The sequence below is a fragment of the Mycobacterium sp. TH-M103 genome (assembly GCF_057473785.1).
This window is the reverse complement of record NZ_JBYCLG010000279.1, coordinates 1-21,414: the sequence shown is the minus strand read 5'-3', so window position 1 is coordinate 21,414 and position 21,414 is coordinate 1. Positions and strand designations below refer to the sequence as shown.

Here is a 21,414-nt window from a genome sequence, read left to right as displayed (position 1 = left end):
TGACACCGAGTTCCTTGGCCAACTCGTGTACGCGGGCCTTACCTGCCACTACATCTCCTGTCTATGAGGCGCGACAGTCGTAGGCCGGCGCCTCGGGTTTAGCTATGACGCATGGTCATCGGGACTTCACGGTGTGCTCATGTTCTTGCTACCTGTTCTGTTTGCCGGGGGGCCGAGTGCATTGGAGTACTCGACCACCGCGGTGGTATCCGGTGAACCGGCGATGCGCAGCGATCTGGTGAAAGCTCGCCGCCGCACCGCCTGTTGGATGCACTGCGGGTCGGGATGCAGCCACGCACCCCGGCCCGGCAGGCTATTGCCCGCGTCAACGGTCACGGCGTAGGAACCGTTCCCCGTGGACACAGCCACCACTCGAAGCAGGTCGACGGCCAACTCTCGCTTTCGGCACCCGACGCACGTCCGCACCGGTCCATCGGTACTTCTGTGCGCCCAGCTGGCTTCGGGGGCCGAAGGCTTGCGCTGGATCACGGCTCAGTCTAGCGTCACCCAACCCGTGGTCAGAACCACCCACAGCCGTACCGTGACCTTCGCCTCCGGGCGGCCTAGCCCGAATGTCCGATCGCCCGGCTGGCACCCGGACCGGGTTGGTCCTCGGCGTGCGCCGGCGAATCCCCGCGGATGTCGATGCGCCATCCGGTGAGCCGGGCGGCCAGCCGCGCGTTCTGCCCCTCCTTGCCGATGGCCAGCGACAGCTGGAAGTCGGGCACCACCACGCGGGCGGCGCGGGCGGCCTGGTCGATGATCGACACCGAGACGACCTTCGCCGGGGACAGCGCGTTGGCGACGAAACGGGCCGGGTCCTCGTCGTAGTCGATGATGTCGATCTTCTCCCCGGACAGCTCGCTCATCACGTTGCGGACCCGCTGCCCCATCGGGCCGATGCACGCGCCCTTGGCGTTCAGGCCGGGAACGTTCGACCGCACCGCGATCTTGGAGCGATGGCCGGCCTCCCGGGCGACCGCCACGATCTCCACCGACCCGTCGGCGATCTCGGGCACCTCCAGGGAGAACAGCTTGCGTACCAGGTTGGGGTGCGTCCGCGACAGCGTGATCAGCGGCTCGCGCGACCCGCGGGTCACGCCGACCACGTAACACCGCACCCGATCGCCGTGCTCGTAGCTCTCCCCCGGGACCTGCTCCGCGGCCGGAATCACCCCCTCGGACGCCTTGGTCTCGGTGCCTATCCGCACCACCACCAGCCCGCGAGCATTGGCCCGGCTGTCGCGCTGGATCACGCCGGCGACGATCTCGCCCTCCCTGGTGGAGAACTCGCCGTAGGTGCGTTCGTTCTCGGCGTCGCGGAAACGCTGCAGCATGACCTGCCGCGCGGTGGTGGCCGCGATGCGGCCGAAACCCTCGGGGGTGTCGTCCCACTCGCTGATGACGTTGCCGTCCTCGTCGGTCTCGCGGGCCATCACCCGCACGACACCGGTTTTGCGGTCGATCTCGATGCGGGCGTCGTTCTGGTGGCCCTGGGTGTGCCGATAGGCGGTGAGCAGCGCCGATTTGATCGTCTCGAGCAGCTCGGTGACCGAGATGCCCCGGTCCACCTCGATGGCATGCAGCGCCGCCATGTCGATGTTCATCAGCGCCGCTCCTCTTCATCGCTCAGCTCTGCATCGTCGCCGGCGCGGTTCATGCTTCGGCCTCCGTCCTGCGGGCCCGATCCGTCCCGGCCAGATCCTTCACGGCCAGGTCCAGCTCGGCCCGGCTCGGCGGGGAGAACTCCACCTGCACCACCGCGTTCACGATCTCGGCGAGGGGGATCTCGCGGACCGTCAGGCTGCGGCCGTCACGCACCACCAGCGCGACGGCGTCCTCGCAGGTCTCGCCGACCCGGCCGGTGAGCCGGGAGCCGTCGGACAACGTCGCCTCGACCTTGCGGCCGCGGGCGCGGCGAAAGTGTTTGGCGCTGGTCAGCGGGCGCTCGACCCCGGGCGAACTGACCTCGAGCACATAGCGGTCCCCCGCGTTGTCCAGGCCGTCCAGCAACGCCGACGCCGAACGCGACAGGGCCGCTATCGTGTCGAGGTCCGGCGCGGTGTCGCCGTCGGCGACCACCGTGATCCGCGGCGGGCGCGCCCGGGTGTCGATGACCACATCCTCGATCTCGAAGCCTGCGCGCGCGAACTCCCCACCGAGCAGCTCGATCACCTGCGTCTGCGAAGGTAGCCCGGTGGTCACGGCGAGCTCCTCATCTTGAGTTGTCCGGTCGACTGGCGAGTGGCGCGGTGGAACGGTGACGGCCGCCGTTCCCCGAGAACCGTGTCTCAACGATACGCCAGGGATCGCCGATGGTGGCGTGATCGCCTGGTCAAGGTCCTGACACCGGTTAGCCTCGTGCCAATGGCAGGATATTGCTGTGCCTAGCGCATCACCCGTGACCAACAGGCGGGGCGTGCTTGCCGGCGGCGCGGCCCTGGCCGCGCTGGGTGTGGCGGTGTCCGCCTGCGGCCAGCCCAAACCCAAGCCCCCCGCCGTCGAAGAATTGCTGGGACCGTTGGACCAGGCGCGCCACGACAGTGCGCTCGCCGCCGCGGCCGCGGCCGCCGTCGGCAACCCGCCGCAGGTCGCCGCGGCGCTGTCCGTGGTCGCCACCCAGCGCGCCGCGCACGCGCGCGCCCTGTCCACGGAGATCTGGCGGGCCTCCGCCAAGTTGGGTGCGCCCTCGAGCACGACGAGCGAGACCACCAGCCCCAGCCCGACCGGCGAGGCGGCGCCCCCCCCGCCGCCCCCGCTGTCCGACGTGGTCGAGTCGCTGCGCACGTCCGCCGAGACCGCCGGGCGCCTGGTGGCCACCTCGTCGGGCTACCGGGCCGGGCTGCTCGCGTCCATCGCCGCGAGCTGCACCGCGAGTTACTCGGTCGCCCTGGCACCCGCGGGGCCGACGCCGTGACGACGCCGAAGCGCGCCCCCGCCGGCCCCACCGCCAAGAACGGCGACGACGCGGCTCTGTGCGACGCTCTCGCCGTCGAACACTCCACCATCTACGGCTACGGCATCGTCTCGGCGCTATCGCCTCCCGGCGTCAACAATCTGGTGGTGGACGGCCTGACCGAGCATCGCCAGCGCCGCGACGACGTCATCGCGATGCTCGATGCGCGTAAGGTCAACGCTCCGGTCCCCGCGGCCGGCTACCAGTTGCCCATGGTGGTGGCCAGCCCGGCGGATGCGGCCCGCCTGGCGGTGCGGATGGAGAGCGACTGCGCGACCGCGTGGCGTGTGGTCGTCGAGCGCGCCGAGACGGCGGACGACCGCGCGTTCGCCTCCACGGCCCTGACGCAGAGCGCGGTGATGGCCTCCAGGTGGAACCGGGTGCTCAACGCCTGGCCCATCACGACGGCCTTCCCGGGCGGGGACGAATAGCTCCCGCCCGCGGCTTCAGGAGCTCAGTACCGCTGCGATCTCGCCGGCCAGCGATTCTTTGGCCGCCAGCTCGCGGGTCTGCCCCGTGAAGCGGTCGCGCAGCTCGACCACGCCGTCTCCCCAGCCCCGCCCGACGACGACGACCCGCGGCACCCCCAGCAACTCGGCGTCCTTGAACTTCACGCCGGGGGATGCCGTTCGGTCGTCGAGCAGCACCTCCACGCCCAGCCGATCGAGCTCGGCGGCCAGCGCGGTGGCCCCGGCCCGGGCCGCTTCGTCTTTGTTGGCGATCACCAGGTGGACGTCGAAGGGCGACACCGCCGACGGCCAGCGCAACCCCAGCTCGTCGTGGTGCTGCTCGGCGATGACGGCGACCAGCCGCGACACCCCGATGCCGTAGGAACCCATCGTCACCCGCACGGGCCTGCCGTCCTCGCCGAGCACGTCGAGGGCGAAGGCATCGGTGTATTTGCGGCCGAGTTGGAAGATGTGCCCGATTTCGATGCCCCGCGCGGAGACCAGCGGTCCGGCCCCGTCGGGCGACGGGTCGCCGTCGCGCACCTCGGCGGCCTCGATGGTGCCGTCGGCGGTGAAGTCCCGGCCGGCCACCAGGCCCACGACATGGCGCCCGGGCTCGTCGGCCCCGGTGATCCAGCTGGTGCCCTCGACCACCCGCGGATCGACCAGGTAGCGAACCTTGTTCTCGCACAAACCCTTCGGTCCTATATAACCCTTCACCAGGAACGGGTACCGGGCGAAATCGGTGTCGTCGAGCAGTGCGTGCTCGGCGGGCTCGAGGGCCGCGCCCAGCCGCTTTTCGTCGACCTCGCGGTCGCCGGGCAGCCCGATGGCCAGCAGCTCCCAGTCGCCGCCGGGCTCGCGAACCTTGAGCAAGACGTTCTTCAGCGTATCGGCCGCGGTGACGGTGCGGCCGAGGCCGGCGTTGTTGGCCCACTCCACCAGGCTCGCGATGGTCGGGGTGTCGCCGGTGTCGTGGACCTGCGCCTCGGGCAGGCCGGCCACGACGTCGGCGGGAGGCGGCTCGGGCCGGGGGGTGATCACGGCCTCGACGTTGGCCGCGTAACCGGACTCCAGGCACCGCACGAAGGTGTCCTCGCCGACCGGGCTCTCGGCCAGGAACTCCTCGGAGGCGCTGCCGCCCATCGCTCCCGAGGTCGCGGACACGATGACGTAGCGCACCCGCAGCCGGGCGAAGATGCGCTGGTAGGCCTCCCGATGCGCGCGGTAGGCGGCCTCGAGCCCGGCGTCGTCGACGTCGAAGGAGTAGGAGTCCTTCATCAGGAACTCCCGGACGCGCAGGATGCCGGCCCGCGGTCGCGCCTCGTCCCGGTACTTGTTCTGGATCTGGTAGAGCACCAGCGGCAGGTCTTTGTAGGAGTTGTATTCGCCCTTGACGGTGAGGGTGAACAGCTCCTCGTGGGTCGGGCCCAGCAGGTAGTCGTGGCCGCGGCGGTCCTGCAGCCGGAACACGCTGTCGCCGTACTCGGTCCAGCGGTTCGTCGTCTCGTACGGCGTGCGTGGCAGCAGCGCCGGGAACAGGATCTCCTGCCCGCCGATCGCGTTCATCTCCTCGCGGACGACGCGTTCGATGTTGCGCAACACCCGCAGTCCCAGCGGCAGCCAGCTGTACAGCCCGGGCGCGACGGGCCGCACGTATCCGGCGCGGATCAGCAGCCTGTGGCTCGGGACTTCGGCATCGGCGGGATCATCACGCAGGGTGCGCAGGAACAGCTCGGACATCCGGGTGATCACAGGCCGCCAGCCTAGTGTGCGTGGGAGGGCCGGCGGCGACGCGGGGCGCTAGAGCTCTCCGGCGTCCATCGCTTCCTTGACCTCCTGCGCGTGGGCGACCTGCTCAGGGGTGTAGCCGATGAACAGCGCGGCCGCGCCGACGATGATGGAGGCTCCGGCCACCCACAGCAGACCATAGGTGTAGCCGTGGTCGAGCGCCCGCAACTGGGCGTCGTTCATGAATTTGACGGGGCCGGTGGAGCCGCCCAGATACAGCGTGCGCGAGGTGATCACGGCCTGGATGACCGCCAGGACCAGCGGCCCGCCCAGGCTCTGCAGCATCAGGGTCATCGCCGATACCGGCCCGATCTGGTCGAAGCCCACGCCGGCGATAGCCGACAGGGTCAGCGGGACGACGGCCATGCCGATGCCGATCCCGCCGATGACGATCGGCATGACCAGGTTGGGGAAATAGGGTGCGCCGCGGTGCATGAACCACCAGCCGTACAGCATGGCGAGGAACAGCAGGTAGCCGCCGGCGATCGTCACGATCCGCGGTGAGAACCGCGAAACCAGCTGGGAGGAGACGCCCAGGCCGATGCCCATCGCGATCACGAACGGGATGAAGCCGACGCCCGCGCGCAGCGCGCTGTAGCCCAGGATGTCCTGCACGTAGAGGCCGATCAGCACCGTGAGGGTGAACATGACGCCGCCGGCCAGGAAGATCGCGGTGAAGGTGACCAACCGGTTGCGGTCGCGGAAAAGCCGGAACGGGACGACGGGGTTCTCGGCGGTGCGCTCGACGATGACGAACGCCAGAGCGGCGGCCATCGCCACCGCGCCGGAACCGAGGGTGGTGATCGAGATCCAGCCCTTCTCCGGGCCCATCGAGAAGGCGAAGACGGCGGCCGTGCACGCCAGGGTGGCCAGCATGGCCCCCGCCGCGTCGAGCTTCATCCGCTCCCTGTTGGTCTCGCGCAGCGCGGTGCGGGCCAGGTAGATCATCACCAGCCCGATCGGCACGTTCACCAAAAACGCCAGCCGCCACGACAGCTCGGTCAGCGCCCCGCCGACCACCAGGCCCATCACCGACCCGACCGCGGTCATCGCGGCGAACACCGCGGTGGCGAAGTTGCGCGCCGGCCCCTTGGGGAAGGTCGTGGCCACCAGCGCCAGACCGGTCGGCGACGCGATCGCCGACCCCACGCCCTGGGAGAGCCGCGCGATGACCAGCGTCGCGTCGTCCCAGGCTACGGCGCACAGGACGGAGGAGATGGTGAACAACGCGACGCCGACGATGAAGGTGCGCTTGCGCCCGATGGTGTCGCCGAGACGCCCGCCGAGCAACATCAGGCCGCCGAAGGTGAGCACGTAGGCGGTGATCACCCAGCTACGGCCGGCGTCGGACAGGCTGAGCTCGTTCTGGATCTTGGGCAGCGCGACGATGGCCACGGTGCTGTCCATGGTCGCCAGCAACTGCATGCCGCCGATCGCGATGACGGCCGCGATGAAGCGGCGGGATGGCAGCCACGTCGGGTAATACCTGCCGATGCGCGTGGGGGCGGTCTCTGCCGGACGCGTCGCGGACGCCGGGGCCGGCCGATCGGGGCGTGCGGATGTCCAATTCCGGACCGCTCGCTCGGAGTCGTTGAGAGCCGTCATAATGGGTTACCTTACAGTAATCTTAAGAATCGTTTAAAGCCCCGAAGGCGGCGACGGCCCCGATAACGACGATCGCGGGAGGTCGGACGCCCTCGGCGCGGATTTTCTCTGGCGTGTCGGCGAGGCTGGCCCGCAACGTCTGCTGAGCCGCCGTCGTCCCGTGCTGGACGACGAGGACGGGCGTATCCGCAGGTCGACCGCCTTTTAGCAGGGCGTCGACGAAGAGTTCGATGCGCTCGACCGCCATCAGCAAAACGATGGTGCCGGTCAATGCGGCCAAAGCGTTCCAATTCACTAACGATTCGGGGTGCCCGGGCGGCAGATGGCCGCTGACAACCACAAACTCGTGATTTATCGCGCGATGGGTGACCGGGACGCCCGCCAGCGCGGGCACGCCTATGGCACTTGTCACACCCGGCACCACCGTCACCGGGATCCCGGCGTCGGCGCACGCGAGCACCTCCTCGTAGCCGCGCGCGAACACGAAGGGGTCCCCGCCCTTGAGGCGGACCACGAATTTGCCGGCCCGCGCCCGTTCGACCATCACGTCGTTGATCGCGTCCTGGGCCATGGCCCGCCCGTAGGGGATCTTGGCGGCGTCGATGACCTCCACGTGCGGCGACAACTCGGCGAGCAGTTCCGGCGGCGCCAGCCGGTCGGCGACCACCACGTCGGCCTGGGCGAGCAGCCGGCGGCCGCGCACCGTGATCAGTTCGGGGTCCCCCGGGCCGCCGCCGACCAGCGCCACGCCGCCGCGCACGACATCGGAGCTCTCGGCCGTGATGACGCCCTGCTGCAACGCCTCGCGAAGCGCCGATCGGATCGCCGCGGACCGGCGGTGCTCCCCGCCGGCGAGGACGCCGACGGACAGTCCCGCGTAGCTGAAGGACGCCGGCGTGACCGCGGTCCCCTCGACCGCGACATCGGCGCGGACGCAGAAGGTCTGACGGCGCTCGGCCTCGGCGACGACGGCGGCGTTGACCTCCGGGTCGTCGGTGGCCGCGATCGCGTACCACGCGCCGTCGAGATCCCCGTCGCGGTAATCGCGCAGGGACAACGTGATACCACTCATCGACTCGACGGCGGGGGTGGCGGCGCGGGAGACGACGTGCACGTCCGCCCCGCTGGCGATGAGCAGGGGCAACCGGCGCTGCGCGACAGACCCGCCGCCGACCACGACGACCTTCTTGCCGGTCAGCCGCAATCCGACCAGGTAAGGGTTCTCGGTCTCGGTCACCCGGCAAGCCTAGTGGCGACCGCCGACGCGGCGAAGCCGGGCGCGGCGGGCGGCGTGGGTGACGAAGCGCACCATCGCGTCCGGCGCTGCGGCCGGATGGGTGTGCAGGTAGGACGCGTGGACGCCGGCGTGCACGGCGCCGTCCCGCAAGCTGTCCCCGCCGTCGCCGCCGTATGCCCACGCCGGCGGGTAGTCGCGGTCGTAGGTGACCGCGGTGCGGTGGAATTCGTGCCCGACCAGCTGCCGGCCCGCACGGTAGAGGGGCGAATCGGCCGCCGCGACGGCGTCGCGGTACGCCAGGGTGAGGCGCGGCGTGAACCGGGCCGACCCGCCCAGCACCCCGCACATGGGGTGCCCGTCGAGCTCGGAGGTCAGATAGATCAGCCCGGCGCATTCCGCGTGCACCGGCGCGCCGGCGCCGGCCAGCTCGCGGATCTGGCGGCGCACGAGGTCGTTGGCGGACAGTTCGGCGGTGAACTGTTCGGGAAAGCCGCCGGGCAGCACCACCGCGCCGGTGCCTTCGGGCAGCGGGTCGACGAGCGGGTCGAACTCCGCGACCTCGGCGCCGGCGGCGCGCAGCAGTTCGGCGTGCTCGGTGTAGCTGAAGCTGAACGCCTTGCCCGCCGCCATCGCGACGGTGGCGGCCCCGGCGGGCTCGACGCCCGTCTCCGCCACCGCCGTCGCGGGATTCCACACCGGGCCCTCGGGGCGGCTGCGGGCGGCCGCCACGACGGCCGCCAAATCGACGTGGCGGGCGACCAGGCCGGTCATCGCCTCGACCGCGGCCTGCGCGCGCCGGCCGTGCTCGACGGCGGTGACCAAACCCAGATACCTCGTCGGCACCTCCAGTTCGGCGGAGCGCGGAATCGCCCCGAACACCGGCACGCCGGCCTGCGCGCAGCCCTGGCGCAGCACCTGCTCGTGCCGGGGCGACCCGACGCGGTTGAGGATCACCCCGGCGACCCGGGTCGCGGTGTCGAACGTCGCGAACCCATGCAGCAGGGCCGCGATGCTGTGGCTCTGGCCGCGCGCGTCGACCACCAGGACCACCGGGGCGCCCAACAGCCCGGCGACGTGGGCGGTGGATCCGGCCGCCGGCGTCGTCGCGCCGGACCCGATCCGCCCGTCGAACAGGCCCATCACGCCCTCGACCACGGCGACGTCCGCCCCGGCGGCGCCGTGGGCGTACAGGGGCCCGATCAGCCGCTCCCCGACCAGCACCGGATCCAGGTTGCGGCCGGGCCGGCCGGCGGCCAGGCCGTGATAGCCGGGGTCGATGAAGTCCGGGCCGATTTTGAACGGGGCGACGCGATGCCCGTTTCGCCGCAGGGCGCCCATCAAACCCGTCGCCACGGTCGTCTTTCCGCTGCCCGATGCGGGCGCGGCGATGACGACGGCCGGGACCGGGGTCACGGATCGGCCCGCGAGCGTGCGCAGAATGCCGCGCTGCGCGGCGTGTCGGCGTGCAGACGCGCACGCTCGCGGGGAAAGGGGCGCGGGCTCACCACTCGATGCCCTTCTGGCCCTTGCGCCCCGCGTCCATCGGGTGCTTGACCTTGGCCATCTCGGTGACCAGGTCGGCGGCCTCGACCAGCCGCGGCGGGGCGTCGCGCCCGGTGATCACCACGTGCTGACAACCGGGCCGGCCCCGCAGCGCCTCGACCACGCCGTCGACGTCGATCCAGCCCCACTTGAGCGGGTAGGTGAACTCGTCGAGCACGTAGAAGTCGTGCCGCCCGGCGGCCAGCCGCCGGGCGATCTCGGCCCATCCGTCGGCCGCCGCGGCGGCGTGGTCGACCTCGCTGCCCCGCTTGCGCGTCCAGGACCAGCCCGCTCCCATCTTGTGCCACTCGACGGCGCCGCCCATCCCGTGGGTCTCGTGCAGCTCGCCGAGCCGCGCAAAGGCCTCCTCCTCGCCCACTTTCCACTTGGCGCTCTTGACGAACTGGAAGACGGCGACGTCCAGCCCGGCGTTCCACGCCCGCAGCGCCATCCCGAACGCCGCGGTGGACTTTCCCTTGCCCGCGCCGGTGTGCACCGCCAGCACGGGGGTGTTGCGGCGGGCCCGCGTGGTCAGGCCGTCGTCGGGGACTTGCAGGGGCGTTCCCTGGGGCATGTGGCGCGTACCTTCCGGCGGTTCAGGCGGCGCCGCGCACGGCCCGCGTCAAATGGTCGGCGTGCAACTGCTCGAGCCGCACGGCCGGCGCGCCGAGTTGGCGGGCCAGCTGCCCGGCCAAACCCAGCCGCACATACGACGTCTCGCAGTCCACGACCACCGCGGCCGCACCCTCGGCGGCCAGCCGGGTCGCCGCGATGCGGGTGCGGCCCAACGGGTCCGGCCCACCCGTGGCCCGCCCATCGGTGAGCACCACGACCAGCGCGCGCCGGGTTCGGTCGCGCACGCGCTCCCGGACGATCAGCTCGCGCGCGGCCAGCAGGCCCTCGGCCAGCGGGGTCTTGCCGCCGGTGTCGAACCGGGCCAGCCGCCGTCCGGCGATGTGCGCCGACGACGTCGGCGGGAGCACCAGCCTGGCCTCCCGCTGGCGGAACGTGATGACCGCGACCTTGTCGCGGCGCTGGTAGGCGTCGCGCAGCAGGGACAGCGCGGCGCCGCCGACGGCGGCCATGCGGTCCCGTGCGGCCATCGAACCGGACGCGTCGACGACGAAGACCACCAGATTGCCCTCGCGCCCTTCGCGGATGGCCAGGCGGACGTCGTCGGGCCGTGGGCGCAGCGGTCCCCCGCCGCCGTGCCCGGCGGCCGACAGCAGCGTGGCGAACAGGTGCAGACCGCGCGCCCCGGAGCCGGTGTCGCCGGCCTCGGTCGCCCCGATCACGCCGCCGGTGGCGTTGCGGGCGCGCGATCGCCGCCCGGGCGCACCGGCGCCGACGCCCGGAATCCGTAGCGCGCGGGTCCTGAAGGTCTGCGACGGCGGCGCGCTGGGCCGCGGCGGCTGCGGACGCGACGGCTGCGATCGCGAATCCTGTTGTGGCGCAGCATTCTCGGGAGTGTTGCAGGCACCTCCGCCGGGCGGGTCGGGGTCCGGCTCGGGATCGCCGCCACCGGCCTGCGCCAGCGCTGCGTCGAGTTGCTCGCGCTCGATGCCCGGGTCGTCGAACGGGTCGCGGCGGCGCCGGTGCGGCAACGCCAACTCGGCCGCGACCCGGATGTCCTGTTCCTCGACGGTGGCCGCGCCGCGCCAGGCGGCGTGGGCGACCGCGGTGCGGGCCAGCACGAGGTCGGCCCGCATGCCGTCGACGTCGAACGCGGCACACAGCGCCGCGATGCGCCGTAACTCGTTGTCCGGCAACACCACGTCGCCGACCAGGGAGCGCGCGGCCGCGATCCGCCGGGCCAGTTCGGCGTCGGCGTCGGCGTAGCGCTCGGCGAAGGCGTCGGGATCGGCCTCGTAGGCCATCCGCTGCCGGATCACCTGCACGCGGACGTCGACATCGCGGGAGGCGTGCACGTCGACGGTCAGACCGAACCGGTCCAGCAGTTGCGGACGCAGCTCGCCCTCCTCGGGGTTCATCGTGCCGATCAGCACGAACCGCGCCTCGTGCGAATGGGAGATGCCGTCGCGTTCGACGTGCACCCGGCCCATCGCCGCGGCGTCGAGCAGCACGTCGACCAGGTGATCGTGCAGCAGGTTGACCTCGTCGACGTAGAGGACGCCACCGTGGGCGCGCGCCAGCAGGCCCGGCGAGAAGGCGTGCTCACCCTCACGCAGCACCCGCTGCAGGTCCAGCGAACCGATCACCCGGTCTTCGGTTGCGCCCAGCGGCATCTCGACCAGGCCGGCACCGCCGGTCGCGGCGGACAGCAGCACGGCAAGGCCGCGCACGGCGGTCGACTTGGCCGTCCCCTTTTCGCCCCGGATGAGCGCCCCGCCGATGTCCGGGCGCACGGCGCACAGCAGCAGGGCGAGCCGCAACTGGTCGTGCCCGACGATCGCGCTGAAGGGATAGGGCTTCACGGCAGCTCGGCCAGACCGGAACCGGGCCGCAGCATCGGCACATGCGGCACCCCGTCGTCGACGAAATCCTCACCGTCGCGGACGAACCCGTGCTGTGCATACATGTCGGCCAGATACGTCTGCGCGTTGATCCGGCACGGGTAGTCGCCGACCTCGGCCAGCGCGGCGCGCAGCAGCCGGGTGGTGTGGCCCTGACCCCGCACACTGCGTTTGGTGCACAGCCGGCCGATGCGGAACGCCTTGGTGCCCCCGGCGTGCTCCTCCATCAGCCGCAGGGTGCAGATGACTTCGCCGTCGGGCGATTCCAGCCAGAAGTGCCGGGTTTCGGCGAGCAGGTCGCGACCGTCCAACTCCGGGTAGGGGCAGGCCTGTTCGACGACGAACACCTCGACCCTCAGCTTGAGCAGCTCGTAGAGGGTTTGGGTGTCGAGGTCCTGCGACCAGGCGCGACGCAGCGGCTCACTCATCAGCGCCACTCCTCCTCATCGCTTCGCTCTGCATCGTCGCCGGCGCGACTCATCAGCGCCACTCCTCCTCATCGCTTCGCTCTGCATCGTCGCCGGCGCGACCCATCCTCATGCAACCTCCAGCCGTAAGGCCTTGCTGCCCCACGACCACACCTCGTCGAACAGCGCCGGCTCGTCGGAAAGCTTCACGCCCAGGGACGGAACCATCTCCTTGAGGGTGGGAAGCCAGGTTTGGTACCGGTCGGCAAAGCACCGCCGCAGCACGTCGAGCGCGATCGGCACGGCGGTCGACGCCCCCGGCGAGCCCCCGAGCAGCCCGGCGATCGTGCCGTCCGCGTCGCTCAGCAGGGTCGTGCCGAAGTCCAGGGCCCCACCCCTGCGCGGGTCCCGCCGGATCACCTGCACCCGCTGACCGGCCACGGTCAGCTCCCAGTCCGAATCCTTTGCGCCGGGCACGAATTCCCGCAACATGCGCACCCGGCCGGGGGCGGTCAGTCGCAGCTGGCCGATCAGGTAGTTCAGCAGGGCCAGCTCGGTGACACCGACGCCGAGCATCGACAGCAGGTTGTCCGGCTTCACCGAGCGGGGAAGATCGCTGAAATGCCCGTGCTTCAAGAACTTCGGCGACCAGCCGGCGTACGGGCCGAACACCAGCCATGCCCTGCCGTTGACCAGCCGCAGGTCCAGGTGCAGCGCGCCCAGCGGCGGGGCGCCCGGCGCCGGGACACCGTACACCTTGGCCCGGTGCGCGGCGGTGAGCGCCGGCCTGGCGGCGCGCAGGAAGCGACCCCCGATCGGGAACCCGGCGAACCCCCTGACCTCCCTGATGCCCGATCTCTGCAGCAGCGGCAGCGCATCGCCGCCGGCGCCGACGAAGACGAATTTCGCGTTGAGCCTGCGCCTTTGACCGGTCCGGCGATTGCCGACGAGCAGCGTCCAGCTGCCGTCGCCCTGGCGCGCGAGGCCGCGCACCTCGTGACCGAACAGCGCGGTGGTCCCGTGGCGCACGCAGAAGCCGACGAGCTGGCGGGACAACTCACCGAAGTCGACGTCGGTGCCGTGGGGCGCCCAGTTCAGCGCGAAAGGCTCGGAGAAGTCCCGCCCGGCGGCCATCAGGGGCAGCCGGCGCGCGAACTCGTCGGGGTCCTCGATCAGTTCGGTGCCGGCGAACAGGGGGTTTCCGGCCAGCGCCCGCCGCCGCCGCCGCAGGTAGTCGACGCGCTGCGCGCCGCGGACGAAGCTCGCGTGCGGAATCGGGTTGAGGAAGCCGCGATCGGGCACTATCCCCTTCGTGACGGCGTAGGCCCAGAATTGGCGGGTCACCTGGAATTGCTCGTTGACGTGCACCGCCTTGCCGATGTCGATCGACCCGTCCGGGCGCTGGGGGGTGTAGTTGAGCTCGCACAGCGCCGAATGCCCGGTGCCGGCGTTGTTCCAGGGATTGCTGCTCTCGCCGGCGACGGCGTCCAGCCGCTCGATCAGGGTGATCGACCAGTCCGGTTCCAGCCGGCGCAGCAACGCGCCCAGCGTGGCGCTCATGATGCCCGCGCCCACCAGCGCGACGTCAGTCCGCGCGGCTCTGGGTTGCCTCGACACCGGATCGTCGGTTCCTTCCCTTGGGAGTGCCGATTCTCAGGCTATCGACCGGTAGCGGCGCAAAGACGTGCGCCTCCCTGCGGCCACCGGCCGTGACCGCACCTTAAGCTGGCCGGGTGACTGGCTGGATGCCCGACGTCCTGCCCGGCTACTGGCAGCGCACCCTGCCGCTGGGTCCCGATCCCGACGGCGAAGGCGAGATCGTCGCCACGCTGGTCCGGCGTGGCGGGCCACCGGACGGGGACGTCGGCCACGCGGTCCTGGCGGTGCACGGCTACACCGACTACTTCTTCCACACCGCGCTGGCGGATCACTTCGCCGCCCGCGGTTTCGCCTTCTATGCGCTGGACCTGCGCAAGTGCGGCCGATCGCGGCGCGACGGCCAGACGCCGCACTTCGTCACCGACCTGGACCGCTACGACCTCGAACTCGGCCACGCCCTGGCCGCGATCCGGGAGCGGGCCCAGCCCGGGAAGGTGCTGGTGTACGCCCACTCCGCCGGCGGGCTGATCGCGTCGCTGTGGCTGGACCGGCTGCGGCGGCGCGACGCGGCGGCGCACGCCGGCATCGGCGGCCTGGTGCTCAACAGCCCGTTTCTGGACCTGCACGGCCCGGCCGTCCTGCGCCACCCGGTGTCCTCGGCGGTGATCGCGGGGCTGTCGCGGGTGCGGTCCAAGGGGGTGGCCCGGCCGCCCGCCCAGGGCGGTTACGGCACCACCCTGCACCGCGACTACCACGGCGAATTCGACTACGACCTGACGTGGAAACCCGTGGGCGGCTTCCCGATCACGTTCGGCTGGCTGCACGCCGTGCGGCGCGGCCAGGCGCGGCTGCACCGCGGGCTCGACGTCGGCGTGCCCAACCTGATCCTGCGGTCGGATTACAGCGTGGCCGAATGCAACGACCCGGCGGCGATGCATTGCGGGGACGCGGTGCTCGACGTCACCCAGATCGCCCGGTGGGCCGGCTGCATCGGGAACCACACCACCGTCGTACCGGTCGCCGACGCCAAACACGACGTGTTCCTGTCCCTGGAGCAACCGCGCCGGGAGGCCTACCGCCGGCTCGACCGCTGGCTGGACGACCACCTGCGCGCCGAAAACATCGACGCCGCGGCGTCGCAGGAAGGCAGGTGAGCGGCCCCGATGGAGAACTACGACCTCGCGATCATCGGAACCGGTTCGGGCAACAGCATTCTCGACGATCGCTACGCGGGTAAGCGGGTGGCGATCTGCGAGCAGGGCACCTTCGGTGGCACCTGCCTCAACGTCGGGTGCATCCCGACGAAGATGTACGTCTACGCCGCCGACGTCGCCCAGACGATCCGCGGCGCGGCGCGCTACGGCGTCGACGCGCACCTGGACGGGGTGCGCTGGGCGGACGTCGTCTCCCGCATCTTCGGCCGCATCGATCCCATCGCGGTCGGCGGCGAGCAGTACCGGCGCAGCGCAGCCAACATCGACGTGTACCGCGAGCACACCCGGTTCGGGCCCGCGCAATCCGACGGCCGGTACCTGCTGCGCGCCGGGACCGACGAGTTCGCCGCCGACCAGGTGGTGATCGCGGCGGGGTCGCGGCCGGTGGTTCCGCCGGCGATCTCGGCGTCCGGCCTCGACTACCACACCAGCGACACCGTCATGCGGATCCCCGAGCTGCCCGGCCACCTGGTGATCCTCGGAAGTGGCTTCGTGGCAGCAGAATTCGCGCACGTTTTCTCCGCCCTGGGCGTGCGGGTCACGATCGTGGCCCGCGGCGGCTGCCTGCTGCGGCACTGCGACGACACCATCTGCGAGCGGTTCACCCGCATCGCGGCCGCCAAATGGGACCTGCGCACCCACCGCAATGTCGTGGGCGGCACCAACCGCGGCGCGGTCGTCGAGCTGCGGCTCGACGACGGGTCGACGCTGGCCGCCGACCTGTTGCTGGTCGCGACCGGCCGGGTGCCCAACGGCGACCTCCTCGACGCCGCCCGGGCGGGGGTCGACGTCGAATGCGGGCGCGTGGTCGTCGACCGGTATCAACGCACCTCGGCGCGCAACGTTTTCGCCCTGGGCGACGTGTCGTCGCCGTATCAGCTCAAGCACGTCGCCAACCACGAGGCCCGTGTCGTGCGGGACAACCTGCTCTGCGACTGGGACGACACCGGGTCGATGGTGGCGACCGACCACCGCCACGTCCCGGCGGCGGTGTTCACCGACCCCCAGCTGGCGACGGTCGGCCTGACCGAGAACCAGGCCGTCGCAGCCGGATTCGACGTCGCGGTCGCGATCCAGGACTACGGGGACGTGGCGTACGGCTGGGCGATGGAAGACACCACCGGCATCGTCAAGTTGATCGCCGACCGCTCCACCGGACACCTGCTCGGCGCGCACATCATGGGCCATCAGGCGTCGTCGATCATCCAGCCGCTGATCCAGGCGATGAGCTTCGGGCTGAGGGCACCGCAGATGGCCCGAGGCCAGTACTGGATCCATCCGGCGCTACCGGAGGTGGTCGAGAACGCCCTGCTGAACCTCTACTAGACAGTCAGCGCCGCGAGCGTCCGCGCGGCCGCGGACCGGGCTCGGCGGCGGCCTGGCACCGCGGGCACAGGCCGCGCAGGGTCAGGCCGGCCCGCTCGGAGAGCGCGAACGAGCTGCCCGCCATCGCCTGCTCGAGCGCGGAACTGAGCTGCCGGGCCGGAACCTCGATGATCGAGCCGCACTGGGTGCAGACCGCGTGGTGATGGGGGGCGGTGGCCAGCCCGTAGGTCGTGACGCCGCTGTCCAGCGTCAACGCATGCAGCACACCCTGGTCGACCAGGGTGGTCACCGTGCGGTAGATGGTCGCCACGTCGGGCGCCTGCGTGCCGGGCGGCAGACATTCGCGTACCCGCTTGTGGATGTCGGCGACCGGCAGGTGCCCGTCGACCGGCTCGAGCACCGCCAGCACCTGGATCCGCGACGCCATCCGCCGCAGCCCGCGCGCCCGCAGGAACTCACCGATTCGCTCGGTGACGGCGGGGTCCAGAACGGACTGCTTACAACTCACCCGTCCAGTGTTGCTCCCGACGCCCGGGACCGCCAGTCTTCGTCGCGGCGCGGCGCCGCAGCTCCTGCAAGCGACTTGCATCTAGGCGTGAATGCTGCTTACAGTCGGGCCGGTTGTTGTCCGCCCGATGCCGGAAGGATTCCAGTGGCCAGTGCTCAGCTCGACTGGCGGCCCTCATGGAAGACCAGGCTTCGCAGCGCCCTGACACCGGCGGAGTGGTCGCGGCTCGCAGCGATGTCGGCGCTCATCGTCGCACTGCACCTGATCGGCTGGCTGACCCTGGTGCTGCTGGTCGAGCCCGCCCAGCTCAGCGTGGGCGGCAAGGCCTTCGGCGTCGGCATCGGCATCACGGCCTACACCCTGGGCATGCGGCATGCCTTCGACGCCGATCACATTGCCGCGATCGACAACACCACCCGCAAGCTGATGAACGACGGGCAGCGTCCCCTCGCGGTCGGTTTCTTCTTCTCGCTGGGCCACTCCACGGTGGTCTTCGCGCTGGCGGTGCTGCTGACCTGCGGGATCAAAACCCTCGTGGGGCCCGTCGAGAACGACTCCTCGGCCCTGCACCACTACACCGGCCTGATCGGGACGAGCGTCTCCGGTGCGTTCCTGTACCTGATCGCCATCGTCAACATCGTCATCCTCGCCGGCATCCTGCGGGTGTTCGCCCGGCTGCGCCGCGGCCACTACGACGAGGCCAAACTGGAACAGCACCTGGACAACCGGGGGCTGGTCAACCGGTTGCTCGGCCGGTTCACCAAGTCGATCACCAAGTCCTGGCACGCCTACCCGGTCGGGTTGCTGTTCGGGCTCGGGTTCGACACCGCCACGGAGATCGCGCTGCTGGTGCTCGCGAGTTCGAGCGCCGCCTCCGGCCTGCCGTGGTACGCCATCCTGTGCCTGCCCGTGCTGTTCGCCGCCGGCATGTGCCTGCTGGACACCGTCGACGGGTCGTTCATGAACTTCGCCTACGGCTGGGCCTTTTCCAGCCCGGTGCGCAAGATCTACTACAACATCATCATCACCGCGCTGTCGGTGGCCGTGGCCCTACTCATCGGCAGCGTGGAACTGCTGGGACTGTTCGCCGGCCAGTTCGGCTGGCGGGGGCCGTTCTGGGAGTGGATCGGCGGGCTGGACCTCAACGCGGTCGGCTACTTCGTGGTCGGCATGTTCGTTCTCACCTGGGCCGTCGCCCTGCTCGTCTGGCGCTACGGCCGCATCGAGGAGAGGTGGGACACCACCACCGCGGGGGCCGAGAGCACGCCTTGAAGCGTGTCCTGCGACCCTCCCGCAGAACCGTGGTTGGGGTGTAGAACGGTGCCATGTGCTCCTCGGCCGCGCGCGGGCAGCGGTGATCCGCGGTGCATGAGCTCGCGCTCTGCGAGGCGATCGCCGGTGTGGCCAAGACGCACGCCGGCGGCCGCCACGTCGAGGTGGTGCGGGTGCGGATCGGGGCCCTTCGCCAGGTGGTGCCGGAATCGCTGTCGTTCTGCTGGACCCTCGTCCGCGACGCCGAGGACATGCCGGACGCCGAGCTCGAGCTCGAATGCGTCGCCGCCGAGGTGCACTGCCGTGCGTGCGGCGAGCGGTCGAAGATCACGTCGTCGTGGTCGATCTGGTGCCCGCGGTGCGACAGCCCCGACGTCGAGGTGTTACGCGGCAACGAATTCCTGGTGACGTCGCTGGACGTCTCGTGAGGGGCACCTCTGGTGAAAGGCATTCGGAATGAACGGATCTGGTGATGGGTAGATTTCACCGGCACGACGACGGCACCGTGCACGCCCACGAGCACGGCGATCACAGCCACTACGGGACGGGACGGCAGCGCGTCGACGTGCTGGAGTCGATCTTCGCCGAGAACGACGTGTTCGCGGCGGCCAACAGGGCGGCGTTCGAGAGCAACGGGATCCGCACCCTCAACCTGATGAGCTCGCCGGGATCGGGCAAGACGACCATCCTGCAGGCCACACTGGACGAGCTGGCCGAAGAGATCGCGATCGGGGTGATCGAGGGCGACATCGCCACCGACCTGGATGCCGCCAAGCTCAGCGGCCGCGGCGCCCAGGTGTCACTGCTGAACACCAGCAACGGCTTTGGCGGCGAATGCCATCTCGACGCGCCCATGGTCGGTCGCGCACTGCCGGGCCTCGACCTGTCCCGCCTGGACCTGGTGATCATCGAGAACGTCGGCAACCTGGTCTGCCCGGCCGAGTTCGACGTCGGCGAGCACGCCAAGGCCATGGTCTACTCGGTGACCGAGGGCGAGGACAAGCCGCTGAAATACCCGGTGATGTTTCGCTCGGTGGATGTGGTGCTGCTCAACAAGATTGACCTGGTGCCCCACCTGGACGTCGACGTCGACACCTATGTGCACCATGTTCGTCAGGTCAACGCGACGGCACCGATCCTGCCCGTCAGCGCCCGCACCGGCGCCGGCCTGGACGCCTGGTTCGGCTGGCTGCGGCGGTTCGCCGGCACGTCGCCGGCCTGAGCGCACCGGCTTTGCGGCCGCGGCCTGCGCGCGGTGGCCCGGCTATCGGCACCCGATGCCGAAAGTCCCCGGCGATCGCCGGCTGCGGCGATGCGCAGCGCTCGCCAGGATGCGGAACATGCTGCCCGCCACAGTATTCCACCTAACTGAGCGGCTATGCGACATGCGTCCACTTATCCGGGCCCGGGTAACCGTTGACAACGCCTACCTGCGGGAGTAGACCCAGAACCAGCGCCGCGCAAGTGGGCCGACGGTCGACTCCGGCGGCGTAGGGGCCCTGGCCCGCCCCGGAAAGCTGCAGCATGCCAGCAGAAGCGGCAGTCAAAGCAGAAGAAACGCTGATCCACGTTCTCTGGATCAATGCAGGGCTCAGTTGTGACGGCGATTCGGTGGCGTTGACTGCCGCCACCCAGCCCAGCGTCGAGGAGATCGCCCTCGGCGCGCTCCCGGGCCTCCCGAAGGTCGCCGTGCACTGGCCGTTGATCGATTTCGAATGCGGCCCCAGCGGAGGAGCCGACGACTTCCTCGCCTGGTTCTTCAAGGCCGAGCGCGGCGAGCTCGAACCCTTCGTGTTGGTGGTCGAGGGCTCGATTCCCAACGAGAAGATCAAGGACGAGGGGTACTGGTGCGGGTTCGGCAACGACCCGGCCACCGGTCAGCCGATGACCACCAGCGAGTGGCTCGACCGGCTGGCGCCCAAGGCCACCGCGATCGTCGCCGTCGGGACGTGCGCGACCTACGGCGGCATCCACGCGATGGCCGGCAATCCGACCGGGGCGATGGGAGTGCCGGACTATCTCGGCTGGGACTGGAAGAGCAAGGCCGACATCCCGATCGTCTGCGTCCCCGGCTGCCCGATCCATCCGGACAACCTGTCCGAGACGCTGACCTACCTGCTCTACATGGCGACCGGTCAGGCGCCGATGATCCCGCTCGACGACGCGCTGCGCCCGCAGTGGCTGTTCGGCAAGACCGTGCACGAGGGGTGCGACCGCGCCGGCTACTACGAGCAGGGCGACTTCGCCACCGAATACGGCTCACCGAAATGCATTGTCAAGCTTGGCTGTTGGGGGCCGGTTGTCAAATGCAACGTGCCCAAGCGCGGCTGGATCAACGGCGTCGGGGGTTGCCCGAACGTCGGCGGCATCTGCATCGGGTGCACCATGCCCGGCTTCCCGGACAAGTTCATGCCGTTCATGGACGAGCCGCCGGGCGGCAAGATATCGAGCGCGGCGGTGGGTCTGTACGGGACCGTGATTCGCAATTTGAGGGGTATCACGGCCCGCACCGTCGACAAAGAGCCGCGCTGGCGGCACAACGGCAACCAACTCACCACCGGAGCGCGCCGCACCTGGTAGGCCGGGCACTCCATTCTCACCGCGGAATTCCCACCGCAGACGGAGAGATCGATGACAACTATCGTCCCCGAACCGACCACCAGCCGGCGCGAGCCCGGGCAACTCGTCGAGATGGCCTGGGACCCGATCACCCGGATCGTCGGCAGCCTCGGCATCTACACGAAGATCGACTTCGAGAACAAAGAGGTCGTCGAGTGCCACAGCACGTCGTCGATCTTCCGCGGCTACTCGATCTTCATGAAGGGCAAGGACCCGCGCGACGCCCACTTCATCACCAGCCGCATCTGCGGCATCTGCGGCGACAACCACGCGACGTGTTCGTGCTACGCGCAGAACATGGCCTACGGCGTCAAGCCGCCGCATCTGGGCGAGTGGATCGTCAACCTCGGCGAGGCCGCGGAATACATGTTCGACCACAACATCTTCCAGGAGAATCTGGTCGGCGTGGACTTCT

21 protein-coding genes are annotated in these 21,414 nt (G+C 70.4%); 9 read left to right on the top strand and 12 right to left on the bottom strand.

The window, feature by feature from the left end:
- Nucleotides 1-126: 126 nt before the first annotated feature.
- The 3 genes from AC2VOR_RS15890 to rimP all read right to left on the bottom strand — a co-directional run bounded on the left by AC2VOR_RS15890 (nucleotide 127) and on the right by rimP (nucleotide 2,205).
- On the bottom strand, nucleotides 127-363 hold the full coding sequence (locus AC2VOR_RS15890; protein ID WP_486964092.1) for a YlxR family protein: 237 nt from the start codon (nucleotides 361-363) through the stop codon (nucleotides 127-129).
- Between the two features lie 200 nt (nucleotides 364-563).
- Nucleotides 564-1,607 carry a transcription termination factor NusA gene (nusA, locus tag AC2VOR_RS15885; RefSeq protein ID WP_369739467.1) on the bottom strand — a complete coding sequence of 348 codons (1,044 nt, stop codon included), beginning with the start codon at nucleotides 1,605-1,607 and terminating at the stop codon, nucleotides 564-566.
- Between the two features lie 49 nt (nucleotides 1,608-1,656).
- Nucleotides 1,657-2,205 carry a ribosome maturation factor RimP gene (rimP, locus tag AC2VOR_RS15880; RefSeq protein WP_369739468.1) on the bottom strand — a complete coding sequence of 183 codons (549 nt, stop codon included), beginning with the start codon at nucleotides 2,203-2,205 and terminating at the stop codon, nucleotides 1,657-1,659.
- Between the two features lie 178 nt (nucleotides 2,206-2,383).
- Between rimP and AC2VOR_RS15875 the strand changes: the two genes are divergently transcribed.
- Nucleotides 2,384-2,917, top strand: a complete 534-nt coding sequence (locus tag AC2VOR_RS15875) for a hypothetical protein (protein ID WP_369739469.1) — start codon at nucleotides 2,384-2,386, stop codon at nucleotides 2,915-2,917.
- Complete coding sequence (locus tag AC2VOR_RS15870; RefSeq protein WP_486964090.1) at nucleotides 2,914-3,387, top strand: ferritin-like domain-containing protein; 474 nt, start codon at nucleotides 2,914-2,916, stop codon at nucleotides 3,385-3,387. Before AC2VOR_RS15875 ends, AC2VOR_RS15870 begins: the two co-directional genes overlap by 4 nt.
- A 15-nt stretch (nucleotides 3,388-3,402) precedes the next feature.
- Here AC2VOR_RS15870 and AC2VOR_RS15865 read toward each other — a convergent pair whose 3' ends face one another.
- The 8 genes from AC2VOR_RS15865 to mqo form a co-directional block, all read right to left on the bottom strand.
- Nucleotides 3,403-5,160, bottom strand: coding sequence for a proline--tRNA ligase (locus tag AC2VOR_RS15865; RefSeq protein ID WP_369739471.1), 1,758 nt, complete (start codon nucleotides 5,158-5,160; stop codon nucleotides 3,403-3,405).
- A 48-nt stretch (nucleotides 5,161-5,208) separates the two neighbouring features.
- Nucleotides 5,209-6,801: an MFS transporter gene (locus tag AC2VOR_RS15860; RefSeq protein ID WP_486964089.1), complete on the bottom strand. Its 1,593-nt coding sequence runs from the start codon at nucleotides 6,799-6,801 to the stop codon at nucleotides 5,209-5,211.
- A 22-nt stretch (nucleotides 6,802-6,823) separates the two neighbouring features.
- Complete coding sequence (gene cobA / locus AC2VOR_RS15855) at nucleotides 6,824-8,038, bottom strand: uroporphyrinogen-III C-methyltransferase (RefSeq protein WP_369739473.1); 1,215 nt, start codon at nucleotides 8,036-8,038, stop codon at nucleotides 6,824-6,826.
- Between the two features lie 9 nt (nucleotides 8,039-8,047).
- Nucleotides 8,048-9,451 carry a cobyrinic acid a,c-diamide synthase CobB gene (locus AC2VOR_RS15850; protein WP_486964088.1) on the bottom strand — a complete coding sequence of 468 codons (1,404 nt, stop codon included), beginning with the start codon at nucleotides 9,449-9,451 and terminating at the stop codon, nucleotides 8,048-8,050.
- Nucleotides 9,452-9,539: 88 nt separating this feature from the next.
- Nucleotides 9,540-10,154, bottom strand: coding sequence for a cob(I)yrinic acid a,c-diamide adenosyltransferase (gene cobO / locus AC2VOR_RS15845; protein ID WP_369739476.1), 615 nt, complete (start codon nucleotides 10,152-10,154; stop codon nucleotides 9,540-9,542).
- Between the two features lie 22 nt (nucleotides 10,155-10,176).
- Nucleotides 10,177-12,015, bottom strand: a complete 1,839-nt coding sequence (locus AC2VOR_RS15840; RefSeq protein WP_369739477.1) for a magnesium chelatase subunit D family protein — start codon at nucleotides 12,013-12,015, stop codon at nucleotides 10,177-10,179.
- A complete protein-coding gene (locus tag AC2VOR_RS15835; RefSeq protein WP_369739478.1) occupies nucleotides 12,012-12,482 on the bottom strand; it encodes a GNAT family N-acetyltransferase in 471 nt (156 codons plus the stop codon). The genes AC2VOR_RS15840 and AC2VOR_RS15835 overlap by 4 nt, the downstream gene beginning before the upstream one ends.
- Nucleotides 12,483-12,590: 108 nt before the next feature.
- Nucleotides 12,591-14,021 carry a malate dehydrogenase (quinone) gene (gene mqo, locus AC2VOR_RS15830; RefSeq protein ID WP_486964091.1) on the bottom strand — a complete coding sequence of 477 codons (1,431 nt, stop codon included), beginning with the start codon at nucleotides 14,019-14,021 and terminating at the stop codon, nucleotides 12,591-12,593.
- A gap of 185 nt (nucleotides 14,022-14,206) precedes the next feature.
- Here mqo and AC2VOR_RS15825 point away from each other — a divergent pair, with 185 nt between their 5' ends.
- Nucleotides 14,207-15,214, top strand: coding sequence for an alpha/beta hydrolase (locus tag AC2VOR_RS15825; RefSeq protein ID WP_369741673.1), 1,008 nt, complete (start codon nucleotides 14,207-14,209; stop codon nucleotides 15,212-15,214).
- A 9-nt stretch (nucleotides 15,215-15,223) separates the two neighbouring features.
- A complete protein-coding gene (gene mtr, locus AC2VOR_RS15820; protein WP_369739480.1) occupies nucleotides 15,224-16,600 on the top strand; it encodes a mycothione reductase in 1,377 nt (458 codons plus the stop codon).
- Between the two features lie 4 nt (nucleotides 16,601-16,604).
- Here the strand turns inward: mtr and AC2VOR_RS15815 are convergent, their stop codons facing one another.
- Nucleotides 16,605-17,108, bottom strand: a complete 504-nt coding sequence (locus tag AC2VOR_RS15815; protein ID WP_369739481.1) for a Fur family transcriptional regulator — start codon at nucleotides 17,106-17,108, stop codon at nucleotides 16,605-16,607.
- A 144-nt stretch (nucleotides 17,109-17,252) separates the two neighbouring features.
- On the opposite strand from AC2VOR_RS15815, the gene nicT reads away from it, so the two are divergent.
- The 5 genes from nicT to AC2VOR_RS15790 all read left to right on the top strand — a co-directional run.
- A complete protein-coding gene (gene nicT, locus AC2VOR_RS15810) occupies nucleotides 17,253-18,380 on the top strand; it encodes a Nickel transporter NicT (protein WP_369739482.1) in 1,128 nt (375 codons plus the stop codon).
- A 92-nt stretch (nucleotides 18,381-18,472) separates the two neighbouring features.
- Nucleotides 18,473-18,808 (top strand): hydrogenase maturation nickel metallochaperone HypA, encoded by a 336-nt coding sequence (locus AC2VOR_RS15805; RefSeq protein ID WP_369739483.1) that lies wholly within the window; start codon nucleotides 18,473-18,475, stop codon nucleotides 18,806-18,808.
- A gap of 44 nt (nucleotides 18,809-18,852) precedes the next feature.
- Complete coding sequence (hypB, locus tag AC2VOR_RS15800) at nucleotides 18,853-19,602, top strand: hydrogenase nickel incorporation protein HypB (protein WP_369739484.1); 750 nt, start codon at nucleotides 18,853-18,855, stop codon at nucleotides 19,600-19,602.
- A gap of 302 nt (nucleotides 19,603-19,904) precedes the next feature.
- A complete protein-coding gene (locus tag AC2VOR_RS15795; protein WP_369739485.1) occupies nucleotides 19,905-20,960 on the top strand; it encodes an NADH-quinone oxidoreductase subunit B family protein in 1,056 nt (351 codons plus the stop codon).
- 51 nt (nucleotides 20,961-21,011) lie between these two features.
- The coding region (locus tag AC2VOR_RS15790; RefSeq protein ID WP_486964087.1) for a nickel-dependent hydrogenase large subunit at nucleotides 21,012-21,414 on the top strand (403 nt) is incomplete at its 3' end.

What these genes read in the sequence shown, in the direction of transcription:
- AC2VOR_RS15835 (WP_369739478.1), bottom strand. Translation starts at nt 12,482, where the DNA reads ATGAGTGAGCCGCTGCGTCGCGCCTGGTCGCAGGACCTCGACACCCAA.
- AC2VOR_RS15795 (WP_369739485.1), top strand. Translation starts at nt 19,905, where the DNA reads ATGCCAGCAGAAGCGGCAGTCAAAGCAGAAGAAACGCTGATCCACGTT.
- cobO (WP_369739476.1), bottom strand. Translation starts at nt 10,154, where the DNA reads ATGCCCCAGGGAACGCCCCTGCAAGTCCCCGACGACGGCCTGACCACG.
- AC2VOR_RS15860 (WP_486964089.1), bottom strand. Translation starts at nt 6,801, where the DNA reads ATGACGGCTCTCAACGACTCCGAGCGAGCGGTCCGGAATTGGACATCC.
- hypB (WP_369739484.1), top strand. Translation starts at nt 18,853, where the DNA reads ATGGGTAGATTTCACCGGCACGACGACGGCACCGTGCACGCCCACGAG.
- mtr (WP_369739480.1), top strand. Translation starts at nt 15,224, where the DNA reads ATGGAGAACTACGACCTCGCGATCATCGGAACCGGTTCGGGCAACAGC.
- mqo (WP_486964091.1), bottom strand. Translation starts at nt 14,021, where the DNA reads ATGAGCGCCACGCTGGGCGCGTTGCTGCGCCGGCTGGAACCGGACTGG.
- AC2VOR_RS15825 (WP_369741673.1), top strand. Translation starts at nt 14,207, where the DNA reads ATGCCCGACGTCCTGCCCGGCTACTGGCAGCGCACCCTGCCGCTGGGT.
- nusA (WP_369739467.1), bottom strand. Translation starts at nt 1,607, where the DNA reads ATGAACATCGACATGGCGGCGCTGCATGCCATCGAGGTGGACCGGGGC.